The 18141-nt window shown below is 44.2% G+C and carries 17 protein-coding genes; 16 read left to right on the forward strand and 1 reads right to left on the reverse strand.

Translation table 11 applies throughout. The features are described 5' to 3' along the window. Positions 1–34 precede the first annotated feature (34 nt). Positions 35–580: a hypothetical protein gene (locus JJ941_RS12200; protein ID WP_290965613.1), complete on the reverse strand. Its 546-nt coding sequence runs from the start codon at positions 578–580 to the stop codon at positions 35–37. A gap of 204 nt (positions 581–784) precedes the next feature. Between JJ941_RS12200 and JJ941_RS12205 the strand changes: the two genes are divergently transcribed. The 16 genes from JJ941_RS12205 to JJ941_RS12270 all read left to right on the forward strand — a co-directional run bounded on the left by JJ941_RS12205 (position 785) and on the right by JJ941_RS12270 (position 18139). After that, on the forward strand, positions 785–1000 hold the full coding sequence (locus JJ941_RS12205; RefSeq protein ID WP_290965615.1) for an SHOCT domain-containing protein: 216 nt from the start codon (positions 785–787) through the stop codon (positions 998–1000). Positions 1001–1012: 12 nt separating this feature from the next. Continuing rightward, positions 1013–2044, forward strand: a complete 1032-nt coding sequence (locus tag JJ941_RS12210; RefSeq protein WP_290965617.1) for a type II glyceraldehyde-3-phosphate dehydrogenase — start codon at positions 1013–1015, stop codon at positions 2042–2044. Positions 2045–2095: 51 nt separating this feature from the next. Then, entirely contained in the window at positions 2096–2767 is a 672-nt protein-coding gene (locus JJ941_RS12215) for an isoprenylcysteine carboxylmethyltransferase family protein (RefSeq protein ID WP_290965619.1), read from the forward strand. A gap of 98 nt (positions 2768–2865) precedes the next feature. Then, positions 2866–4107, forward strand: a complete 1242-nt coding sequence (locus JJ941_RS12220; protein ID WP_290965621.1) for an MFS transporter — start codon at positions 2866–2868, stop codon at positions 4105–4107. 624 nt (positions 4108–4731) lie between these two features. Beyond that, positions 4732–6090, forward strand: a complete 1359-nt coding sequence (gene nhaA, locus JJ941_RS12225; protein ID WP_290965623.1) for a Na+/H+ antiporter NhaA — start codon at positions 4732–4734, stop codon at positions 6088–6090. A 36-nt stretch (positions 6091–6126) separates the two neighbouring features. Beyond that, positions 6127–6393: a DUF5676 family membrane protein gene (locus JJ941_RS12230; protein ID WP_290965626.1), complete on the forward strand. Its 267-nt coding sequence runs from the start codon at positions 6127–6129 to the stop codon at positions 6391–6393. Positions 6394–6536: 143 nt separating this feature from the next. Next, positions 6537–8870 (forward strand): hypothetical protein, encoded by a 2334-nt coding sequence (locus JJ941_RS12235; RefSeq protein WP_290965628.1) that lies wholly within the window; start codon positions 6537–6539, stop codon positions 8868–8870. Positions 8871–9025: 155 nt separating this feature from the next. Then, complete coding sequence (locus tag JJ941_RS12240; RefSeq protein WP_290965630.1) at positions 9026–11731, forward strand: heavy metal translocating P-type ATPase; 2706 nt, start codon at positions 9026–9028, stop codon at positions 11729–11731. An 18-nt stretch (positions 11732–11749) separates the two neighbouring features. Further along, the gene (locus tag JJ941_RS12245) at positions 11750–12127 is read left to right on the forward strand and encodes a cupredoxin domain-containing protein (RefSeq protein ID WP_290965632.1); all 378 of its coding nucleotides are present in this window, start codon (positions 11750–11752) and stop codon (positions 12125–12127) included. A gap of 62 nt (positions 12128–12189) precedes the next feature. Next, positions 12190–12342 (forward strand): YHS domain-containing protein, encoded by a 153-nt coding sequence (locus tag JJ941_RS15325; RefSeq protein WP_366069380.1) that lies wholly within the window; start codon positions 12190–12192, stop codon positions 12340–12342. A gap of 81 nt (positions 12343–12423) precedes the next feature. Beyond that, the gene (locus tag JJ941_RS12250) at positions 12424–12618 is read left to right on the forward strand and encodes a hypothetical protein (protein WP_290965635.1); all 195 of its coding nucleotides are present in this window, start codon (positions 12424–12426) and stop codon (positions 12616–12618) included. A gap of 23 nt (positions 12619–12641) precedes the next feature. Then, positions 12642–12821, forward strand: coding sequence for a YHS domain-containing protein (locus tag JJ941_RS15330; protein ID WP_366069253.1), 180 nt, complete (start codon positions 12642–12644; stop codon positions 12819–12821). Between the two features lie 117 nt (positions 12822–12938). Continuing rightward, positions 12939–14087 carry an NAD(P)/FAD-dependent oxidoreductase gene (locus JJ941_RS12255; RefSeq protein WP_290965637.1) on the forward strand — a complete coding sequence of 383 codons (1149 nt, stop codon included), beginning with the start codon at positions 12939–12941 and terminating at the stop codon, positions 14085–14087. Positions 14088–14111: 24 nt separating this feature from the next. Beyond that, a complete protein-coding gene (gene lgt / locus JJ941_RS12260) occupies positions 14112–14903 on the forward strand; it encodes a prolipoprotein diacylglyceryl transferase (protein ID WP_290965638.1) in 792 nt (263 codons plus the stop codon). Positions 14904–15235: 332 nt separating this feature from the next. Next, a complete protein-coding gene (locus tag JJ941_RS12265; protein WP_290965640.1) occupies positions 15236–15562 on the forward strand; it encodes an NADH-quinone oxidoreductase subunit A in 327 nt (108 codons plus the stop codon). A gap of 18 nt (positions 15563–15580) precedes the next feature. Continuing rightward, positions 15581–18139: a hypothetical protein gene (locus tag JJ941_RS12270; protein WP_290965643.1), complete on the forward strand. Its 2559-nt coding sequence runs from the start codon at positions 15581–15583 to the stop codon at positions 18137–18139. Positions 18140–18141 lie beyond the last annotated feature (2 nt).

The raw sequence follows: 18141 nt of genomic DNA on the forward strand, positions 1-18141 counted from the left end.
ACGGAACGAGATAGGTAGATGAATGCGGATTTTTTTAAGGGGAATCAACTTCATTGACCTTTTTTATGGATAAGCGGCCGAGATAAAAAATCAAAGTCGGCAGAATCATAAATTGCAATACGGGAGATAAGCCGACTTCTACGTAAGGTAGCAGTGGCATTGCATCAGAGTAGCTCCAGCTCCCGGCTGCAAGATGTCTGAGTTCTCCCAAAATGGCCCCTATTCCACCTATAAGAACCAAAGAGATTACGTTACTGATGGTCATTCTGCCCAGCCAATACGGGTCTTTATAAAACAGGCTAAAGGCAAAATAAAGAAGTAGTACCATCAACATATCAGCTACGGATGCCAATGCACAAAAAGAAATATGATTTAAATCATAGACATAGCCCGAATAAAGTGGCCCTTGGGCGATCTCCCACACAAGGTTAAGAAAAAAAGCCAAGCTGCTGATTTTTAAGATGAGTTTGTTGAACACATTTTTCTCTGAGACTTTTCTTGAATAAGAGATATAACTGGCTGTAATTATGAGCAATACTACCACCGGAATAATAAACTGAGTGAGCTTTAATTCTGTCATTTTATATCCTTTTGATTATGGATTTTTGTTTTTAGTGTAGTGTATGTTCTACATACGCAATGGTTATCTCACATCTGAATATATCAGGAGACATAAACTTCATTCTTTGGTTTAAGCTTTATTTAAGGCACTTGCATCTATCTTACGGATAATCGTTTAAATAACCGATTACTACATTTTTAGTTAAATAAATATTACAAAATCATGTTTTACAATCACCACTTTTTTGGCATGCACTGGATCTGGTGGATTGTGATTTCGATAGGACTCCTTTTGGTTTTTTTGGATTTGATTCCATATTGGCGCGGTAGAGTTGTACGGGAAGACGCAATGGGTATACTGACTAAGAGGTTAGCTCGTGGAGAAATAGAACGCGAAGAGTTTGAGGAGCGTAAAAAAGTTTTAAAACTAAACAAGTAAAAAAATACAACAATGGAAAAGATCAAAATAGCCGTAAACGGATATGGCGTCATCGGAAAACGAGTGGCGGAAGCAGTAACCTTGCAAGAAGATATGGAACTGGTGGGCATCGGTGATGTAGCTGCCGACTGGAGAATAAAGGCAGCGGCAGCTAAAGGATACGCCGTGTTTGCCAATACCGAAGAAGGCCGCAAGACAATGAGGGAGAAACATATTCCGGTAGCCGGCGATCTTGATGACCTGCTTGAGCTCGCTGACCTGGTGGTGGATTGCGCTCCCAAAAAGTTCGGTACCCAGAATGCCGAACGGTACAAAACGGCCGGTGTGAAGTTTATTGTGCAGGGCGGGGAAAAGCACGAGACGATCGGGCATTCCTTCAGCGCGGAAAATAATTATGCCTCTGCTTTAAATCGGGAAAGTACCCGCGTGGTCTCCTGCAACACCACCTCTATCGTACGGACCCTCAGCGCATTAAAACGAGCGGGATTACTGAATAAAGCACGTGGTACGCTGTTGCGCCGAGCTACCGATCCGTGGGAAAGCCACAAAAACGGTATCATGAATACAATGGTTCCTGAACCGGAAATTCCCAGTCACCAGGGCCCGGATGCCCAGAGCGTAGATCCCGAACTGGACGTGGTAACTGCCGCGGTAAAAGTACCCCAAACACTTTCCCATATGCATTACTGGACCGTGCAATTAACCAAAAATGCATCTAAAGAGGAAGTCCTGGAGGCTTTCGGCACTTCTACCCGAACGGCCTTTATAAATATGAGCGACGACCTTTCCGCCAATAACGCCGTTAAGGAGCTGATGCTGGACCTGGGACGCCCGCACGGCGATATGTACGAAGTGGCCATCTGGGAAGATATGCTCAAAGTGGAAGGCGATGAGTTGTATTACGCCTACCTGGTCGATAATCAGGCCATCGTTATTCCCGAAACTATCGACGCCATCCGAGCGCTTACCGGCACCGAGTCGGATCCTCAAAAATCCATTACCAAAACGAACCATTCGCTGGGCATTACACAGCGGTTCATATAAACAACACCATTTTCATTCCTAACATACATTTAATCTAAACGGAATATTCACATGGAACGAGGAATTGAACATTCAGGTGCCTGGGTGTTAGCACTTTTTGTTATCGTTATTGCGTCTTGGCTTTTATACAAATATCTGGCCCCAAAAACTTGGAGGGAGTGGATAGGAGCAGGATTGATTCAGGGCTTCATCATCGCATTGTATGCGGAGATGTACGGCTTCCCGCTTACCATTTATCTGATGGTTCGGTTCCTGGGGTTGGATAGTGGTAGTGGTGATCTAAACGCCAACCTTTGGTCTACTTTAGTGGGCGTTGGTGAAACGGGGATGATGATCTCGATGATTGCGGGCTATATCCTTCTTTTTGGTGGATTTGGCATTTTCATCCAGGGCTGGCGCCAACTGTATCGCGCCAAACAGGAAAACAGGCTTGCTACCGACGGGTTATACGGGCTGGTTAGGCATCCCCAATATACGGGGTTGTTTATCGGGCTTTTTGGAGAGGGTGTCATTCACTGGCCCACCATATTCTCCGTAGGCCTGTTCCCGGTCATCGTTATCGCTTATGTCCTGCTTGCCAAAAGGGAAGAGAAGAAAGTGATCGAGGAGTTTGGTGAAGAATATCTCAAATACAAACGGAACGTCCCGGCTTTTCTTCCGATGAAAGGAAAATGGAAGCAGTTCATTCAACGATCAGGAAATACTGTAAACAAGCTTGATTAGTATCGATTTACTGCTTGTTAAAAATTTTATTAGAAATAAAAAGCCTTCAACCAACAATCATCCGCCATATAAATACTTCGTAAGACTATAAATTTAAAATGACAAGTAGATCATCAATACTCAGGATTAATAAACAGATTGGCATCCTGCTGATCTGTCTGTTTCTAGTGATGATCGGCTACGGACTAACCCTTCCAATTCTTCCATTTTTTGTAGAAAAATCAGTACGTTCAAATGAGTTATTCCTTCTATCACCGGCCGTGCATGTAGGTCTTATGACAGGCATTTTCCCGCTGATGCAGTTTATTGCTGCCCCTTTATGGGGACGCTGGTCCGACCGTATTGGCCGATTTCCCGTGTTGACAGCAGGTATGGGCGGTTATGCACTCTCGCTGATTTTTTTTGGGTGGACTAACGACTTGGTCTTGCTTTATGTGCTTCGAATAGTAGGAGGACTATTTTCAGCCTCTGTTCTCCCCACAGTTAACTCATGGGTTACGGATCAGAGCACAGTAAAAAATAGAGGTAAACTATTGGCGTGGGTAGGTGGATCAGCTAGCTTGGGGGTAATTTTTGGACCAGTACTGAGTTCTTTCTTTATGGACGTTGGCTGGTTTACCGAATGGTCATGGAAGCTGCTGGTTGCAACCCCTTACACTGTACCATTTATATTTGCAGGAAGTTTTTCGCTGTTGGCTCTAGCAGCTTTGATAATATGGATGCCAGGTGATCCATCTCCAGTCGTAAACAATAGCAACCCCCCAAGTAAATTTGGTTTATTGAGTATTATAAAGGGGGAAATGCTCCCGATTCTTTTCTATGCACTTATTGCACAAGCAGCATTAGCCATGTTTGAAAGTACTTATGCGCTCCATTCACAGCAAATTATGGGTTACAGTGTAATTGAAATGGGCTATATATTCATGGCTTGTGCACTCGGAATGAGTATTAGTCAGATTGGCTTTACGGGATATTTAATTGACCAATTAGGGGAAGAGAGGTTGTTGCCTATCGGATATTTTTTGGTGGGGTTAGCTCTGTTGTTTTTGATGCTGGCAAGTTCTTTTACCCTTATCATAATAGTAGTGAGCATTCTTGCGTTGGGAATGGCATTAATTAGCCCGGCTTTGGCTTCTATTACCAGCAAAATAAATAAAAATTATGTTGGCGAAAGAATGGGAATCTTGGCATCTATAAGCAGCTTGGGACTTGCAACCGGTTCATTTATAGGCTCCGGATTGTACGTAATAAATATTCATCTTCCCTATCTCACATTTTCATTATTTCTGTTCTACGTAACATTTTACTTGGTTAAAAAAAATCTCAACGTTATAGGTTAATTGAATACTTATTCTTCAGGAGTAAGCTATAAAATTTCAGCTTCATTTAAGCCTTCCTATTGTATTATTGAGTTAGACAAAAACTTAGCACCCTCTGAATAATAATTTTTTAAAAATAAAAGGAGGCACATATGTGGTTAGACTATATATGGAACATCCCACTCTTTTGGTGGTTTTTACTTGCCGCATTCATATTATTTATAGTGGTGTCATTTATAAGACGAAAGCTGGAGAAAGATCCCTTAAAAATCCAAATGGAACATTTCTGCCGATGCTATGCCCGTGGTGAAATAAGCCTGGATGATTTTAAGGAATTGAAACATGATTTACAGGAATTTGAAAAGCATATCAAGACAACTAATATACGAAAACCAATCCCGCGTGTGAAGGCACGGAAAAACAAGAAACAACTGATAAGGTGAATACTATGGAATGGATAGCTGAAAACTGGTTCCTATTACTAATAACTATACTTTTCATAGTCATGCATATGTTCGGTCATGGCCATGGTGGACACGGAGGGCATGGAAGAGGACATAGCCAGAACTCGCCAGAAGACCACAACCACCCTGAAAATGACACAAACAAACATCAACATCATTAGCCTGACTTAAGGGAATAAGCATGAAACCTTTAAAGCAAAATCCTCTTGTGATTTTTTTGGAATCCCTAAAAGGAAAGAATCAGGCAGGGGCCGGTATTGCAATTTTATTGGCAGTCATTGTCGCTATGCTATGGGCAAATTCTCCTTTAAAAGAATATTACAATGAATTTATTCATATGGAAATTTTCATTGGGCTAAATGGAAATACCTTATCTGAGCCCTTGCTGCTGTGGGTAAATGATGGGTTAATGGCCGTATTCTTTCTATTTGTTGGTTTAGAGTTAAAACGTGAAATACTTGGTGGAAAACTCTCGAATCCCCGTAAAGCCATTCTGCCGATTGGGGCCGCCGTGGGCGGAATGCTTGTCCCTGCACTAATCTATTCATTCTTTAATGGCAATGGCATTGGGCAAAGTGGTTGGGGAATACCAATGGCCACCGATATTGCTTTTGCTTTGGGTGTACTTTCCCTGTTTGGAAATCGAGTACCGGTTTCGCTTAAAATCTTTTTAGTTGCTCTTGCTATTGTAGATGATTTGGGGGCAGTATTGGTGATCGCAGTTTTCTATACTTCGGGAATATCTGAAATGGATTTACTCCATGGTTTCCTTTTTTTCCTGGTACTTGTAGGAGGTAACTATTTTGGAGTCAGGAGTGCCTGGTTTTATTTCATTATTGGTATTGGAGGGGTATGGCTGGCCTTTTTCTTTTCAGGTGTTCACCCTACCGTTGCCGGTATTCTTATCGCTTTTACCATCCCTGGAAAAGTAAAAATTAAGGAACAAGATTATTTGAAAAATTTAACGATCCTTCACCGGAAATTTATAGAAACCACTCCCATTAAAGGAAGCTTCATTTCTGAAAGTCAACTGGAGATACTTGAAAAAATTAAAAGTAAAACCAATGATGCTGAAACCCCATTACAAAAATTAGAACATGGATTATCGCCTATCGTCGGCTTTTTTATACTACCTGTTTTTGCCCTGGTAAATGCGGGCATCCATATTCATGGTGATATTCTGAATACTCTGAGTCAGCAAATCAGCTTGGGCATCATGGCAGGACTTATAGTTGGCAAATTTATAGGGATTGCTGGCTTTTCATGGATTTTAGTAAAACTAAACATTGCACAACTTGGAGAAGGAGTAACATGGGGGCAACTTTGCGGTGTGGCTTTGATTGCAGGCATTGGATTTACAATGTCCTTTTTTATTACTGATCTGGCGTTCCAAAGTGAAGAACTTAGATATATTGCCAAGCTAAGCATCCTGATTACTTCTATTTTGGCCGGTATAAGTGGCTCTTTGATGCTTTGGGTGTCCTCAAGGTCAAGTTCCCAATATCATTCTGTAAAACCGATACATAAAAATGGATTCTAATATCAACATCAATAACAAAACAAAAGGTGATTCATCATGTTAAATATTAAAATTGTAAGCTGGGCAGCAGGTACTTTTACAGCAGTCAGTTTTATTTTCTGCGTTATTTATGGTTTAGTAACACCCGAAAGCGTCCACATGCATCAGTTCTTGGAAATTGTATTACCCGCCTTCGAATGGATTACGGTCGGTAGTTTCTTCCTCGGACTTATCGAGAGTTTTGCCTGGGGCGCGTACATCGGGCTGGTTTATGTACCCATTTATAACTTTTTCTACAAACGATGGGGACTGAAAACAGACTGAGACAATCTCTGTCCATCTGATTATATCAGGTTGCAATAAAAACATTCATGAATAATATGATACCTGAGTTGCCGAAAAACCCTGGATTGGATTCTCTACGGTTAACGCGCACCCTTATTTCGCTGGCACTAATCTCGTTCGGCATGATAATATATGAGATTGTATTGATGCGCATCTTTGCGGTTATCCTGAGCTATCATTACGTGTTCGCCATTTTGTCTCTTGCCTTGCTTGGGTTGGGTATGGGTGGACTGCTGCTGAAAAAAGGCGGGGTAATCTGGCCCTCCATCAGTACAAACAAGCTCATCCTTTCTACGGCCCTTGCTGCTGGTATAATTACCGCGCTAATCCTTTACCTCACACAGGCAGCCTCCCCTTCATGGAGTACACCAATCACCTACACCGTCTTATTCCTTCCGGTACTACCCTTCCTGTTTTTCGGTATGACTATCGCATCTTTTTTTCAACAAGCCCCGGAGCGGAGTTCACTGTTATACGGGTTTGACATTGCCGGTGGTGCCTTAGCTGCCCTGTTGACAGTTTCTCTGCTAAATTCAGTTCCGGCAACCACAGCGGCCTTCATTGTTGTATTTGTATTAGCGGCGGCTTCGATCATCCTGATGACAGCCGAATCGCTCAAATGGAGTACATCCATACTATGGTTAAGTACCCTTCTTTTTGCGGCAGGCGGTATCTGGCTGGCCCCTCAAGGCATACTTCCCATCAAAAATAACCAAAGCAAGGATATCAACAGGCTATTGTATGATGCTTCCGGTAACGGCCGGGTTATCGAAACAAGATGGAGCGCTTTCGGCCAAACAACTCTTGTTGAGAACGACCAATTACCTGATGAAAAAATGATTTATGTTGACGGAGCCGCTGGCACTTCTATGTTCAGTTTTCAGGCATTGTTAAATGATTCAACATTACGAAGTGATTTGACCTCCAACTTCGGGCAATTTTTCCCATTTTACTTTTTAAATGAGAATGAAAAAGACAGCGCCCTAATTATAGGTCCCGGTGGCGGGCGAGACATATTAGTAGCTCTTTTCGGCGGCGTATCATCTATCACTGGTGTTGAAGTAAACCCGGACTTGGTGCAAATAGTCAAAGATTATGAGGATTTCAATGGCGGTTTATATACAAAACTGCCCAATGTTGAAATAGTAGTAGTTGAAGGGCGCAGTTTTATCCGAAATACTTCTGAAAAATATGATCTCCTCATGTTGGCTCTGCCGGTAACCAAAAGCAGCCGAAGCATCGACGGCTATGCTTTAACCGAAAACTACCTGTTTACCGTAGAGGCTTTCAGCGACTACCTGGATCGGCTTACTCCCGAGGGCAGAATTATTTTTGTTACACATGGTAATGCCGAACTCTACCGGCTGTTAGGGCTGGCACTGAAAGCTTTTGAAAAAAGAGGGATTCCCAACCAGCAAGCGATGAATCATCTCTACTCGGTTTCCAAACATAATATGCCTGCCTTAGTAGTTAAAAAAACACCTTTTGAAGGCAAAGACATGCAGGAAAGGCACGCTGCCCTGCATCAGTTGGGATATGATCAGGGTGACTATTTTGTACCCTTTCAGGAACAAGCCTCCTATTTGTTACCTGTTCCGAATGATTCAACTTCCACCATAGAATGGAGCATGTTTGATCAAAACCTATATGATCTTTCTGACGGAACTATGACTATGGAGAATTTTGCTAAAAAATTTCCCCTCAATATATCTCCGGTTTATGATGATAATCCTTTCTTCTATAATTTTGATAAGACCTTACCCTCTCCCTTCCGCCAGCTCTACGGGTTGCTTGTACTTGGGCTTGGGGTGGTAGTGATGGTGGTATCAGTCAAAAAATCTCCGGATCAGGTAAAAATCGGGTTTGTCAAGCCGTTTGCCCGCCATAAGAAAATGAAGTGGTTCCTATTGGTGTTTCTGTTGCTTGGAGTAGGGTTCATGATGCTGGAAATTGCTCTTTTCCAAAAATTGTCGTTATATCTCGGCAATCCCGTCTCAGCCACTTCTGTACTATTATTTTCACTACTACTCGGAGTTGGTGTAGGAAGCTTAAGTAGTGCATGGATAACTGATCGTCTTTCACTCGCCGTTATTTTCAGCACCATCGCTGTGTTTTTCCTTAGCCTGACCTATAACTTTTTCCTTGACAAATTTCTTGCGTCGGCGGCCTCAGTGCCATTGCAGGCTGGCTTACTCACCGGATCTATTGGTTTTGCCATGGGCTTCCCCTTTCCGCTAACCCTGAGAATGATGAATAACCATGGACTGGAGAAATTTACTGCGGCGATGTGGGGTGCCAACGGGTTGGCTTCGGTCGCAGGAGCTGTCACAGCGATGATCATTGGCATTGAATGGGGTTTTACAGAAGTCTTAATTGCAGGTGGAGGACTTTATCTATTTGCCTCTCTGCTTTTTTACTACATACCAGCATCAGGCTCACCTTTCAGGTCTAAATAAAAAACCATCTTTCTCAGTATATCAATCTAAATATTAATTTCAGATTCTTTAGCTCATTTAAGGTTGTGTTAAGGTAGTAGGTATTATCATTGGGTAGAAACTTGAAAAAGAGGCTTGATGAAAAAGTCGAATTAAAACCTGTAACGGAGAAACCGATGGCTAAGGATGTTGTATGCGGAATGGAAGTTGATAATGATTCTCCATATCAAAGTACCTATAAGGATAAGACCTTTAAATTCTGCTCGGAAAACTGTAAAACAAAATTTGATGAGAATCCAGAAAAGTATGTTGCCAAACATCAGGACTCTCCGGCTACCTACCAAATAACGACAAATGGTATTGAGAATATTCAATTGCCTATTGTTGACATGCATTGTGTCTCCTGTGCGACAACTATTGAAAAAGAACTCCGGAAATTGCCCGGCATTAAAAAAGCAGTTGTAAATGGTGCTACCCAAAACGCCTATGTTGAATATGAACGTTCTGAGGTTTCTGTTTCGAAAATAATAGATTCTATAAAAAAATCAGGTTACAGAACCGGTTATGCTAAATTACGGCTTCATATTTCCGGCATGCATTGTAATTCATGCGTGTCTCAAATTGAGGAGGAACTTGTAGACACTTCAGGCATACTAAGTGTGAGTGTTGACCTTGGAACGGAGGCAGCCCTTGTAAAATATATTCCCTCAAATGTTGATTATCCTGCTCTTAAAAACATCATTGAACGGATGGGATATCAGGTATCAGAAATTTCCCATAAATATGATGAGAACGGGAGTGATACCCAAAACACCGCAGAGGGAAATCAGGGTAGTAGTGACCCTGTAGATGAAAATGAACAGGCACGGAATAGAGAATATAAATCATTGATGTGGAAATTCATCTTTTCAGCGGTTATCTCTATTCCGGTAATGATTTTCAGCTATCCTGATTTCCTTGGACTTCCAGACCAGTTCCAACGGGGTACCGACCTGCTGTACTGGATTTGGTTCTCCATGGGCGTGGTAACGTTGCCGGTAATGTTTTGGGCAGGCTCACATTTCTATACCGGAGCTTGGGCAGCTTTTAAAAACCGGTCGGCCAATATGCATACCCTCATTGCAGTGGGTATTACGGCAGCTTGGCTGTACTCTACGGTAGCTGTATTATTCCCGGAAATCTTTCCAACTGAAGCATTGGCTGAAGTATTTTATGATGTTACCGCTGTTGTAGTTGCTTTAGTTAATCTGGGCTTAGCTCTTGAGATTAAAGCAAAAGGTCGGAGTTCGGAGGCTATTAAAAAACTAATGGGCCTACAGGCTAAAACAGCCCGTGTAGTACGTGATGGGAAGGAACAAGATATACCCGTTGAAGAAGTAGTATTAGACGATATTATTGTGGTTCGCCCCGGAGAGAAGATACCGGTTGACGGGGAAATCGTGGAAGGCTCTTCGGCTATTGACGAATCGATGATCACCGGGGAATCCATCCCGGTTGAAAAACATAAGGGTGATGAGGTGATTGGCGCCACCATCAATAAAACGGGTTCATTTAAATTCCAGGCCACCAAAGTAGGCAAAGACACGGCACTTGCACAGATCGTACAAATGGTCGAGGAAGCCCAGAGTTCCAAAACACCCATCCAGCGTGTAGTGGATAAAGTTTCAGGTTATTTTGTCCCTGCTGTCATTATCCTGGCTATCGCTGCTTTCGTTGTCTGGTATCTTATAGGGCCTGCCCCGGCACTAATTTACGCTTTGGTTGTTGCCGTTACGGTACTGATCATAGCATGCCCCTGCGCTCTGGGCTTAGCAACTCCAATTTCATTAATGGTAGGTGTAGGCAAAGGAGCTGAAAATGGTATCCTGATCCGCAGCGGAGAAGCGCTGGAGACCGCACAGAAACTTGATACCATTGTCTTAGATAAAACGGGTACCATTACAGAAGGACAACCCAAGCTGACCGACATTGTTACCGCAAACGGCTTTAGCGAGGATGAGATTCTGAATATGAGTGCCAGCGTGGAACGCGCTTCCGAACACCCGCTGGGGGAAGCCATCATAAAAGGAGCAGAAGAACGAGAACTTACTCTTCTGAACCCCATAAATTTTAACGCCGTGCCCGGTCACGGTGTAGAAGCCGAAGTGGACGGACGAAAGGTACTTCTCGGAAATGTTAAAATGATGAGAGATAACGGCATCGATACAGGCAATTTACTGGATCAAAGCACCAAACTGGCCGATGAAGGTAAAACTCCAATGTTTGTTGCAATAGGCGGAAAAGCTGCCGGAATCGTGGCCGTAGCCGACACCGTAAAAACCGATTCCAAAGAAGCTATAGCTCAACTTAAGAACATGGGACTGGAGGTCGTCATGATAACCGGCGACAACCAGCGAACCGCTGATGCCATTGCACGCCAAGTGGGTGTGGATCGCGTTATGGCCGAAGTGCTGCCCGAAGATAAAGCCCTGAATGTGCAAAAACTCCAAAATGAAGGTAAACGAGTAGCAATGGTAGGCGACGGCATCAATGATGCACCAGCGCTGGCCCAGGCCGACATAGGGCTGGCTATCGGCACCGGAACGGATGTAGCCATCGAAGCCTCCGACATCACCCTGATCAAAGGCAGCCTGAAAGGTGTGGTATTGGCGATCCAGCTTTCCAAGGCGACGATGAGAAATATCAAACAGAACCTGTTCGGAGCCTTTGCCTATAACACGGCCGGTTTGCCGGTTGCCGCAGGGTTGTTGTATCCGTTCTTTGGTATCCTGCTTTCGCCACTGATTGCCGCTGCCGCCATGGCTTTTAGTTCTGTAACAGTTGTTACCAATGCTAATCGGCTGCGCAAGTTCCAACCAAAATTTTCAAAAGCTAATAAATAAACTTAAAAGGAGATTATCATGACACTTGATGAAATTTTTGTACTAATCGGTGGAATCCTGCTTATCGCGCTTGTCGCGTGGTATTTCTGGTTTTCCAGCTCGGAGGGCACCCGTGTTCAAAGCGGTACAGGTGGGCTACAGGAAGCCCTGATTAAAGTAAAGGGAGGATATAGTCCCAATGTTATTGTAGTAGATGCCGGTAAGCCGGTGAGGTTGAATTTCCTTCGCGAAGAGACGGCCGCCTGCTCCGAGCAGGTGATCTTTCCGGACTTCGGAAAGCAGGCTACGCTAACCCCGCATAAAACCATTTCTGTGGAATTTATCCCCGATACACCTGGCGAATACGAATTTCAATGTGCGATGGGTATGCTGCGAGGTAAACTCATCGTTGAATAAATCTATAAATCACAACCAATAACATGGAGGATACCATGAAAGCACAAAACATCTGCCCTGTAATGGGACACGAAATCGAAGACCCAACAAGCGCCCCCAGCAGTGAGTACAAGGGAACAACCTATTACTTCTGCTGCGAAAATTGCAAAACAACATTTGATGAAAATCCCGCCGATTTTATAGGAAGCAACGGTAGCCACCATCATCATCACTAAGTACAATATTCAATAAATAACACCCCTGCCTTTGGATCTATGAGGTCGGTAATCTTTGGGCAGGGATTTAATTTTTGCAAAATGGAACATCTTAATCTAAACAAAGAGTGTGTAGTAACCGGAAAAGAGGTAATAAACCCTCAAAGCTCTCCCAAAAGTAGTGTCAATGGCAATACATGGGCGTTCTGTACTACTACCTGTAAAGAAATTTTTGACCGGCATCTGATTAAGTTTGCCGAAAAGAAGATTCAGGAAATTCAACATTATTCTATCTAAAGTAAAAACATTGGGAGGTACTTATGTCACATCATGCAATCTGTCCTGTAAGCGGTTTAACTATAGATAACCCTGTCCTTTCCCCTCATATAGAATATGAGGGCATGGAGCTATTCTTCTGTTGTCCGTCTTGCGAGGATACTTTCTTAAGAGAACCTGACTATTACATTTCTGGTCATAGATCCTTTAGTTTTTCTAATTAATGCACCGAAAAACCCCTATGCATTTGGTCCTGATACGGCTAATTGCATTTCAAATCATTTTGTTCTTAAAACATTAAGGACTATTCAAATATTTTTTAAATCCTATTGGAAGTTGGTATGAAAAAGGAACAAATACATATCATTGGAGCCGGCCCTGGTGGATTAGTAGCTGCTATCAATTTAGCCAAAGCCGGATTTCCGGTTACCGTTTATGAAATGTACTATGAGGTCGGTAAACGCTTTAACCATGATTTCCAGGGTATCGAAAACTGGTCAACCGAAGAAGATACTCAAGAATTTTTGAGCCGTATAGGTATTTCAGTGAATTATCTCTTTGAGTCCCTCGAAAATGTTGAGTTTTTTAATCCTTCTGGTCAAAAATACCATTATAGCATGTCACGACCCCTTTTTTATTTAATTGAACGAGGTTCTAACGAATGGAGCCTGGATCAGGGGTTGAGGCGGCAAGCAGAAGAAGCAGGAGTTCATTTTGAATGGGGAACAAAAATAACAAAGGTGCCTGAAAACGGCAGAGTAATAATAAGCACTGGCCCAAAAGGCGGTGATGCAATTGCGAAAGGAATCATTTTCTCTACAACTCATAAAAATTACTATGCGGCTTTCCTTGGTGATGATATTGCCCCACATGGTTATGCTTATTTATTGGTACATGAGGGTAAAGCTACATTTGCGACTTGTTTGTTTGAAAAATTTCCCAAGTCCCTCCATTATTTTGAAAAAGCTTTAGGTGAAATGAAAAAGCACATCATGATAGATATACAGGATTCAAAATATTTTGGCGGTTATGTCAATTTCTCACTAAATCAAACGCTGGTTAAAAACAACCGCATCTATTATGTGGGAGAAAATGCCGGGTTTCAAGACGCCTTGTTTGGCTTCGGCATGCGCTATGCCATGCACTCTGGATATCTGGCGGCCCAAAGCATCATCGAGAATCGTTCCTATCCTAACTTGTGCAAAGAGCATATCATCCCAAAAATGGAGGTGTCGTTGGCCAACCGCTGGTTGTTTACCCGCTTGGAAGACCTGGGATATACCATTATGCTCGACCGTCTGGCAGAAAAGGACGATATAATTCCTACCCTCCGAACTCAGTATAACCCAAGCTGGTATAAAAAGATTGTTTTTCCGGTCGCCAACCGGGCTTTCAAAACCCGGCTGGAAGACAAACAGTGTATGCACGAAAACTGCTCATGCGTATGGTGTAAGCATGGAGAGCACGACTATGCCGAAGTAGAATGCTAACATTAACCTCATTTTTTAAAAACTATGCAACCCATTCTTTTTGAACTCGGCCCGTTTACCATTCATACGGTTAGCCTGTTTCACACTGGTGGCATTCTTATAGGAATATGGTGGCTTTATCGTCAGGCCATAAAAAACCGCGTCGACCCTCAAAAAATAATGGATCTAGCTGTCATCGTCGTCCTCTGGGCCATTATTGGTGCGCGACTTTTCTCTATCCTGTTCGATGGCAGCCTGCAGTGGTACCTGCAAAATCCATTGAAAATTCTGATGCTCTGGAATGGAGGCTTTACGTTCTATGGAGGTTTCTTGTTCGGACTAGGAGCCGGGATTTGGTATGTACGAAAACATGATCTGGACTTATGGCAAATTAGCGATATGGCAGCGCCCGGCCTGGCGCTGGGCATCGCCTTTGGACGACTGGGCTGCTTCTTTTCGGGAGACAGTTTCGGCAAACCGACGGATCTTCCCTGGGCGGTTACCTTTACTGATTCAATGTCGATGGCCCCAACGGGTATCCCACTGCACCCCACCCAAATCTATTCCACGCTTGTCCTATTGGTAGTATTTGGCATTTTGCTTTGGTGGCAAAAACAGCAGCGTTTTAAAGGAGAAATCTTCCTGGTTTTTATTATGCTTTATTCTGTCGCACGGTCTTTTGTAGAAATTTTTAGAAATGATCCCCGGGGCGTTTATCTTGACGGCTTAATTTCTACCTCACAGATTATCAGCTTATTAGTGATAATACCAGCCCTGTGGCTGTATTTTACGAAACTTCGTCAAAACAGGCGTTTAAAAGTTGAACCTTCACAGTAATATAAATTTAACACTGATTATTTTTAAACAACTCTGATCTGATATGTTAACCTTACTCTGGTCTATACTAACATTCATTTTCTTGTATTTTATATATCACAGGTTTAATAAACTCAAAAATCCTGTTTCTGAGATGTGGCAATACTCGAAATACAGCAGGCGAAATTTTGATTATCAACCAAATACAGCATTTGCTGAAATGTAAGAGGCAGAATATGAAATTATTGAATGAATTTAGTTATTTGAATCAATTGAATATTATTGTGTTTATAAATTTATCATCATGACTAAGTAATATGGCTCCTTTAACTCAATATCTACTCCTGCTCGGCATGGGGATTACAACAGCCGGTTTAGTGTGGATGCTTTATCTTATAAAGCAGTCGCTGGGCCAAACGCTGGACGAGCCAGGCAAGGACATCCCCGCCGAAAGCGGAAACCTGGCGCCCAAACCGGCCTGGCTGCGTTATCATGTACACTACTACGGCTATGCCCTGCTCTTTTTGGCCTTTGATATGGAGATGGCCTACATGTACCCCTGGGCAGTGGTTTACAGAGAAGTAGGCATTCTGGCCCTGCTTGACATGGGCGTTTTTCTGATGATTTTATTTCTGGGACTTATTTATACCTGGACTCAACTCGGACTCAAACGCCAATAAATGCCAATGGAAACGACTATGAGATACGGAGCACGAAAAGGCAAAATGAATTTTTTCCGGAGATGGATGGCAAAGTCTGCTTCGCGGGAGCTTTGCCTGTTTCCTGTCCCGGGTCCCGATATATTGCGTATCTATCAGTCTGGCCCTCTGAACGGCGAAGCACAACTGACAGCCAATCCAAGAGAAGCTAATGTTTTGCTGATTATTGGTGATATGAATCCGGATATGGCAGAACAGGCCGCTATTGTTTACGCCCAGATGCCGCGCCCGCGGGTGCTGGTGTTGGCCGGGCCGAAACATCTTGACCCACTGCCTCACCCTGATGTACACGTTGCTCTGGAAAAAGATTTTCTTCAAACTGCATTGCCTGCTGTCAGGGAGTGCCTGAGCAGTCTTGCTTGGATAGATGAGCCGGAACCATATCAGCCGGAAGCCTTGGTAAACGAAATAGAAGAAGCCGGTAAGCAGCAGGGCCATATGCACCATCATCACCATCACGGTCATGGAGATCATGGCCACGGAGATCATGATCACTCACAGCATAGTGGACACGGTCACAGCCACGAAGGCCACGATCATTCTGCTCACAGCCATGCGGATCATGGAGAACATGAGGGACACGATCCTTCTGCCCATCAACACGGTAATGCAGAGGAAGGGCACAATCATGATCATGGTAATCACGATCACGGGCATCTTAGCGGCCATAAGAAGGAAGGGCATGATCATTCGGCTCACACGCATTCTGCTCACGAAGGCCATGACCACAGTCACGAAGATCATAAAAATCACGGTCACAGCCATTCAGGGGAAGCAGAAGCAGGGGAGTCTAAAGGCTGCCATAGAGCATCGGACAAACCCGGCCATGATCACGGAACGCATGACCATGATCACCCACAACATACCAAACACCAGCTTGAAGGGCATAGTCATTCCCATGGCCAGCAAAGCGGAGAAAAAAAAGATTCCCATAGTGGCCACGATCACGGAGCCCACCATCATGATCATGGACACGAGCAAGAAGGTCATGAGCTCTCCGGGCATCAGCACGGCGAACACAGCCATGGCCACGAAGGACATAGTCATGAAGAACATGATCACTCTCAGCACGAAGAACACGGACATGAACACGGAGGGCACGATCATGGACATAACCATGGCGGCCATGATCACGGACATGGAGGACACGATCACGGTTCGGGCTTTATGTCGATGATAGCTATGACCAAAGATCTTCCCCGCAGTACAGACGGGCTGCCCATGGAGTGGAGTGATGTGCAGTTTGGCCCCTTTCACCCGGGCATGCCCGGCGGGCTGCGCCTCTCTATGAAGCTGGACGGGGATACGGTTGCCGAAGCGGAAGCAGACCAAGAGCTCCCAAGCCGTAACCTGCTTGCATCCATACCTGAGGACCCTGCCGCATTGCCGGAATATCTTGAAGCGATCAACCCTATGGCGCCGGTTACCTACCGGTTATTGGCACAAAAAGCACTATTAAATTTTTCTGATGAAGCGGGTAATTCTGCGCTAACCCTGTTCGAGGCAGTGCTGTTGGAAAAAGAACGAATAACCAGCCATTTGAACTGGCTGGCTGTTTTTGCCACAGCACTGGGCAGCGGCTGGATGCGCGACCAGGCTATAAAACATTACCACCGTTTCCAAAACGGTATCGGAAATATGGAGCAGCTCTCCGGGTTTATCCGCCGGATAAAAAAGATGCCGTATCTGAAATTGAAATTAAGTGCCGCCGTCCACAACCCCGGGGGAACGGAGAAACATAGCGAGGAAGCTGCCGGTACTCATAAAGACCATCACCACGAACATAATGCGGACTCCCATTCAGGTCACTGCCATGAAGAAAGTGGCGAGCAGAAACCTCATGACCATGGTGGGCATGAAGGCCACGAACATGATCACGGAGCCCATGGACACGGAGAAGAGCATGATCACCACGAAGGACACGGGCATAGTCACGAAGGTCATCAACATGGTGAGCACGATCATCATAGCCATGAAATGCATCAGCACACCGGGCATGAGACCCATGACCATCATGAACATGTTCATCACGATCATGCAAGCAAAGATGAAAAAAACAAAGTTACCGGTGCTGTGCCCGGTCAGCTGCCTGACGATATCACAGGGCCGGTAGCCCGGGCTGCAGGAATTGAGAAAGACCATCGGTTAGAGGAAGCCGTGTATCAGCAAGCCGGGTGGACTCCCGTAACCGCTGCCGGTAACAATGCCTGGAGCCGGCTGATGGTACGGCTGGACGAAATTGAACAAAGCCTGCGATTTATAGAAAAAGCGGGAAACGATTCCGGCAAAGAATCTTCACGAAAGATCAACATACCATCTGTCGGAATGGGGAATGGTATTGCACACATTGAGAGCCCCCGTGGTATAGTAACACTAAAATTTCATATTCATGAGGGTAAACTGGCTCATATGCACCTGACAACCCCCTCCGTGGCACTGGCGGGGCTGGTAAAGCCGGTAACCGAACAGCAGGAGCTGGCCGATGCACTGATAGCCGTGAACTCACTGGATATTTCACCCTGGGAAATTAACCCTTAACA

Origin of the sequence: Gracilimonas sp. (assembly GCF_017641085.1) — a bacterium.
Lineage (GTDB): Bacteria > Bacteroidota > Rhodothermia > Balneolales > Balneolaceae > Gracilimonas.

Excerpts from the sequence above, each read along its gene's own strand:
- JJ941_RS12200 (WP_290965613.1), bottom strand. The coding sequence starts at position 580 with ATGACAGAATTAAAGCTCACTCAGTTTATTATTCCGGTGGTAGTATTG.
- JJ941_RS12205 (WP_290965615.1), top strand. The coding sequence starts at position 785 with ATGTTTTACAATCACCACTTTTTTGGCATGCACTGGATCTGGTGGATT.
- JJ941_RS12210 (WP_290965617.1), top strand. The coding sequence starts at position 1,013 with ATGGAAAAGATCAAAATAGCCGTAAACGGATATGGCGTCATCGGAAAA.
- JJ941_RS12215 (WP_290965619.1), top strand. The coding sequence starts at position 2,096 with ATGGAACGAGGAATTGAACATTCAGGTGCCTGGGTGTTAGCACTTTTT.
- JJ941_RS12220 (WP_290965621.1), top strand. The coding sequence starts at position 2,866 with ATGACAAGTAGATCATCAATACTCAGGATTAATAAACAGATTGGCATC.
- nhaA (WP_290965623.1), top strand. The coding sequence starts at position 4,732 with ATGAAACCTTTAAAGCAAAATCCTCTTGTGATTTTTTTGGAATCCCTA.
- JJ941_RS12230 (WP_290965626.1), top strand. The coding sequence starts at position 6,127 with ATGTTAAATATTAAAATTGTAAGCTGGGCAGCAGGTACTTTTACAGCA.
- JJ941_RS12235 (WP_290965628.1), top strand. The coding sequence starts at position 6,537 with ATGATAATATATGAGATTGTATTGATGCGCATCTTTGCGGTTATCCTG.
- JJ941_RS12240 (WP_290965630.1), top strand. The coding sequence starts at position 9,026 with ATGGCTAAGGATGTTGTATGCGGAATGGAAGTTGATAATGATTCTCCA.
- JJ941_RS12245 (WP_290965632.1), top strand. The coding sequence starts at position 11,750 with ATGACACTTGATGAAATTTTTGTACTAATCGGTGGAATCCTGCTTATC.
- JJ941_RS15325 (WP_366069380.1), top strand. The coding sequence starts at position 12,190 with ATGGGACACGAAATCGAAGACCCAACAAGCGCCCCCAGCAGTGAGTAC.
- JJ941_RS12250 (WP_290965635.1), top strand. The coding sequence starts at position 12,424 with ATGGAACATCTTAATCTAAACAAAGAGTGTGTAGTAACCGGAAAAGAG.
- JJ941_RS15330 (WP_366069253.1), top strand. The coding sequence starts at position 12,642 with ATGTCACATCATGCAATCTGTCCTGTAAGCGGTTTAACTATAGATAAC.
- JJ941_RS12255 (WP_290965637.1), top strand. The coding sequence starts at position 12,939 with ATGAAAAAGGAACAAATACATATCATTGGAGCCGGCCCTGGTGGATTA.
- lgt (WP_290965638.1), top strand. The coding sequence starts at position 14,112 with ATGCAACCCATTCTTTTTGAACTCGGCCCGTTTACCATTCATACGGTT.
- JJ941_RS12265 (WP_290965640.1), top strand. The coding sequence starts at position 15,236 with ATGGGGATTACAACAGCCGGTTTAGTGTGGATGCTTTATCTTATAAAG.
- JJ941_RS12270 (WP_290965643.1), top strand. The coding sequence starts at position 15,581 with ATGAGATACGGAGCACGAAAAGGCAAAATGAATTTTTTCCGGAGATGG.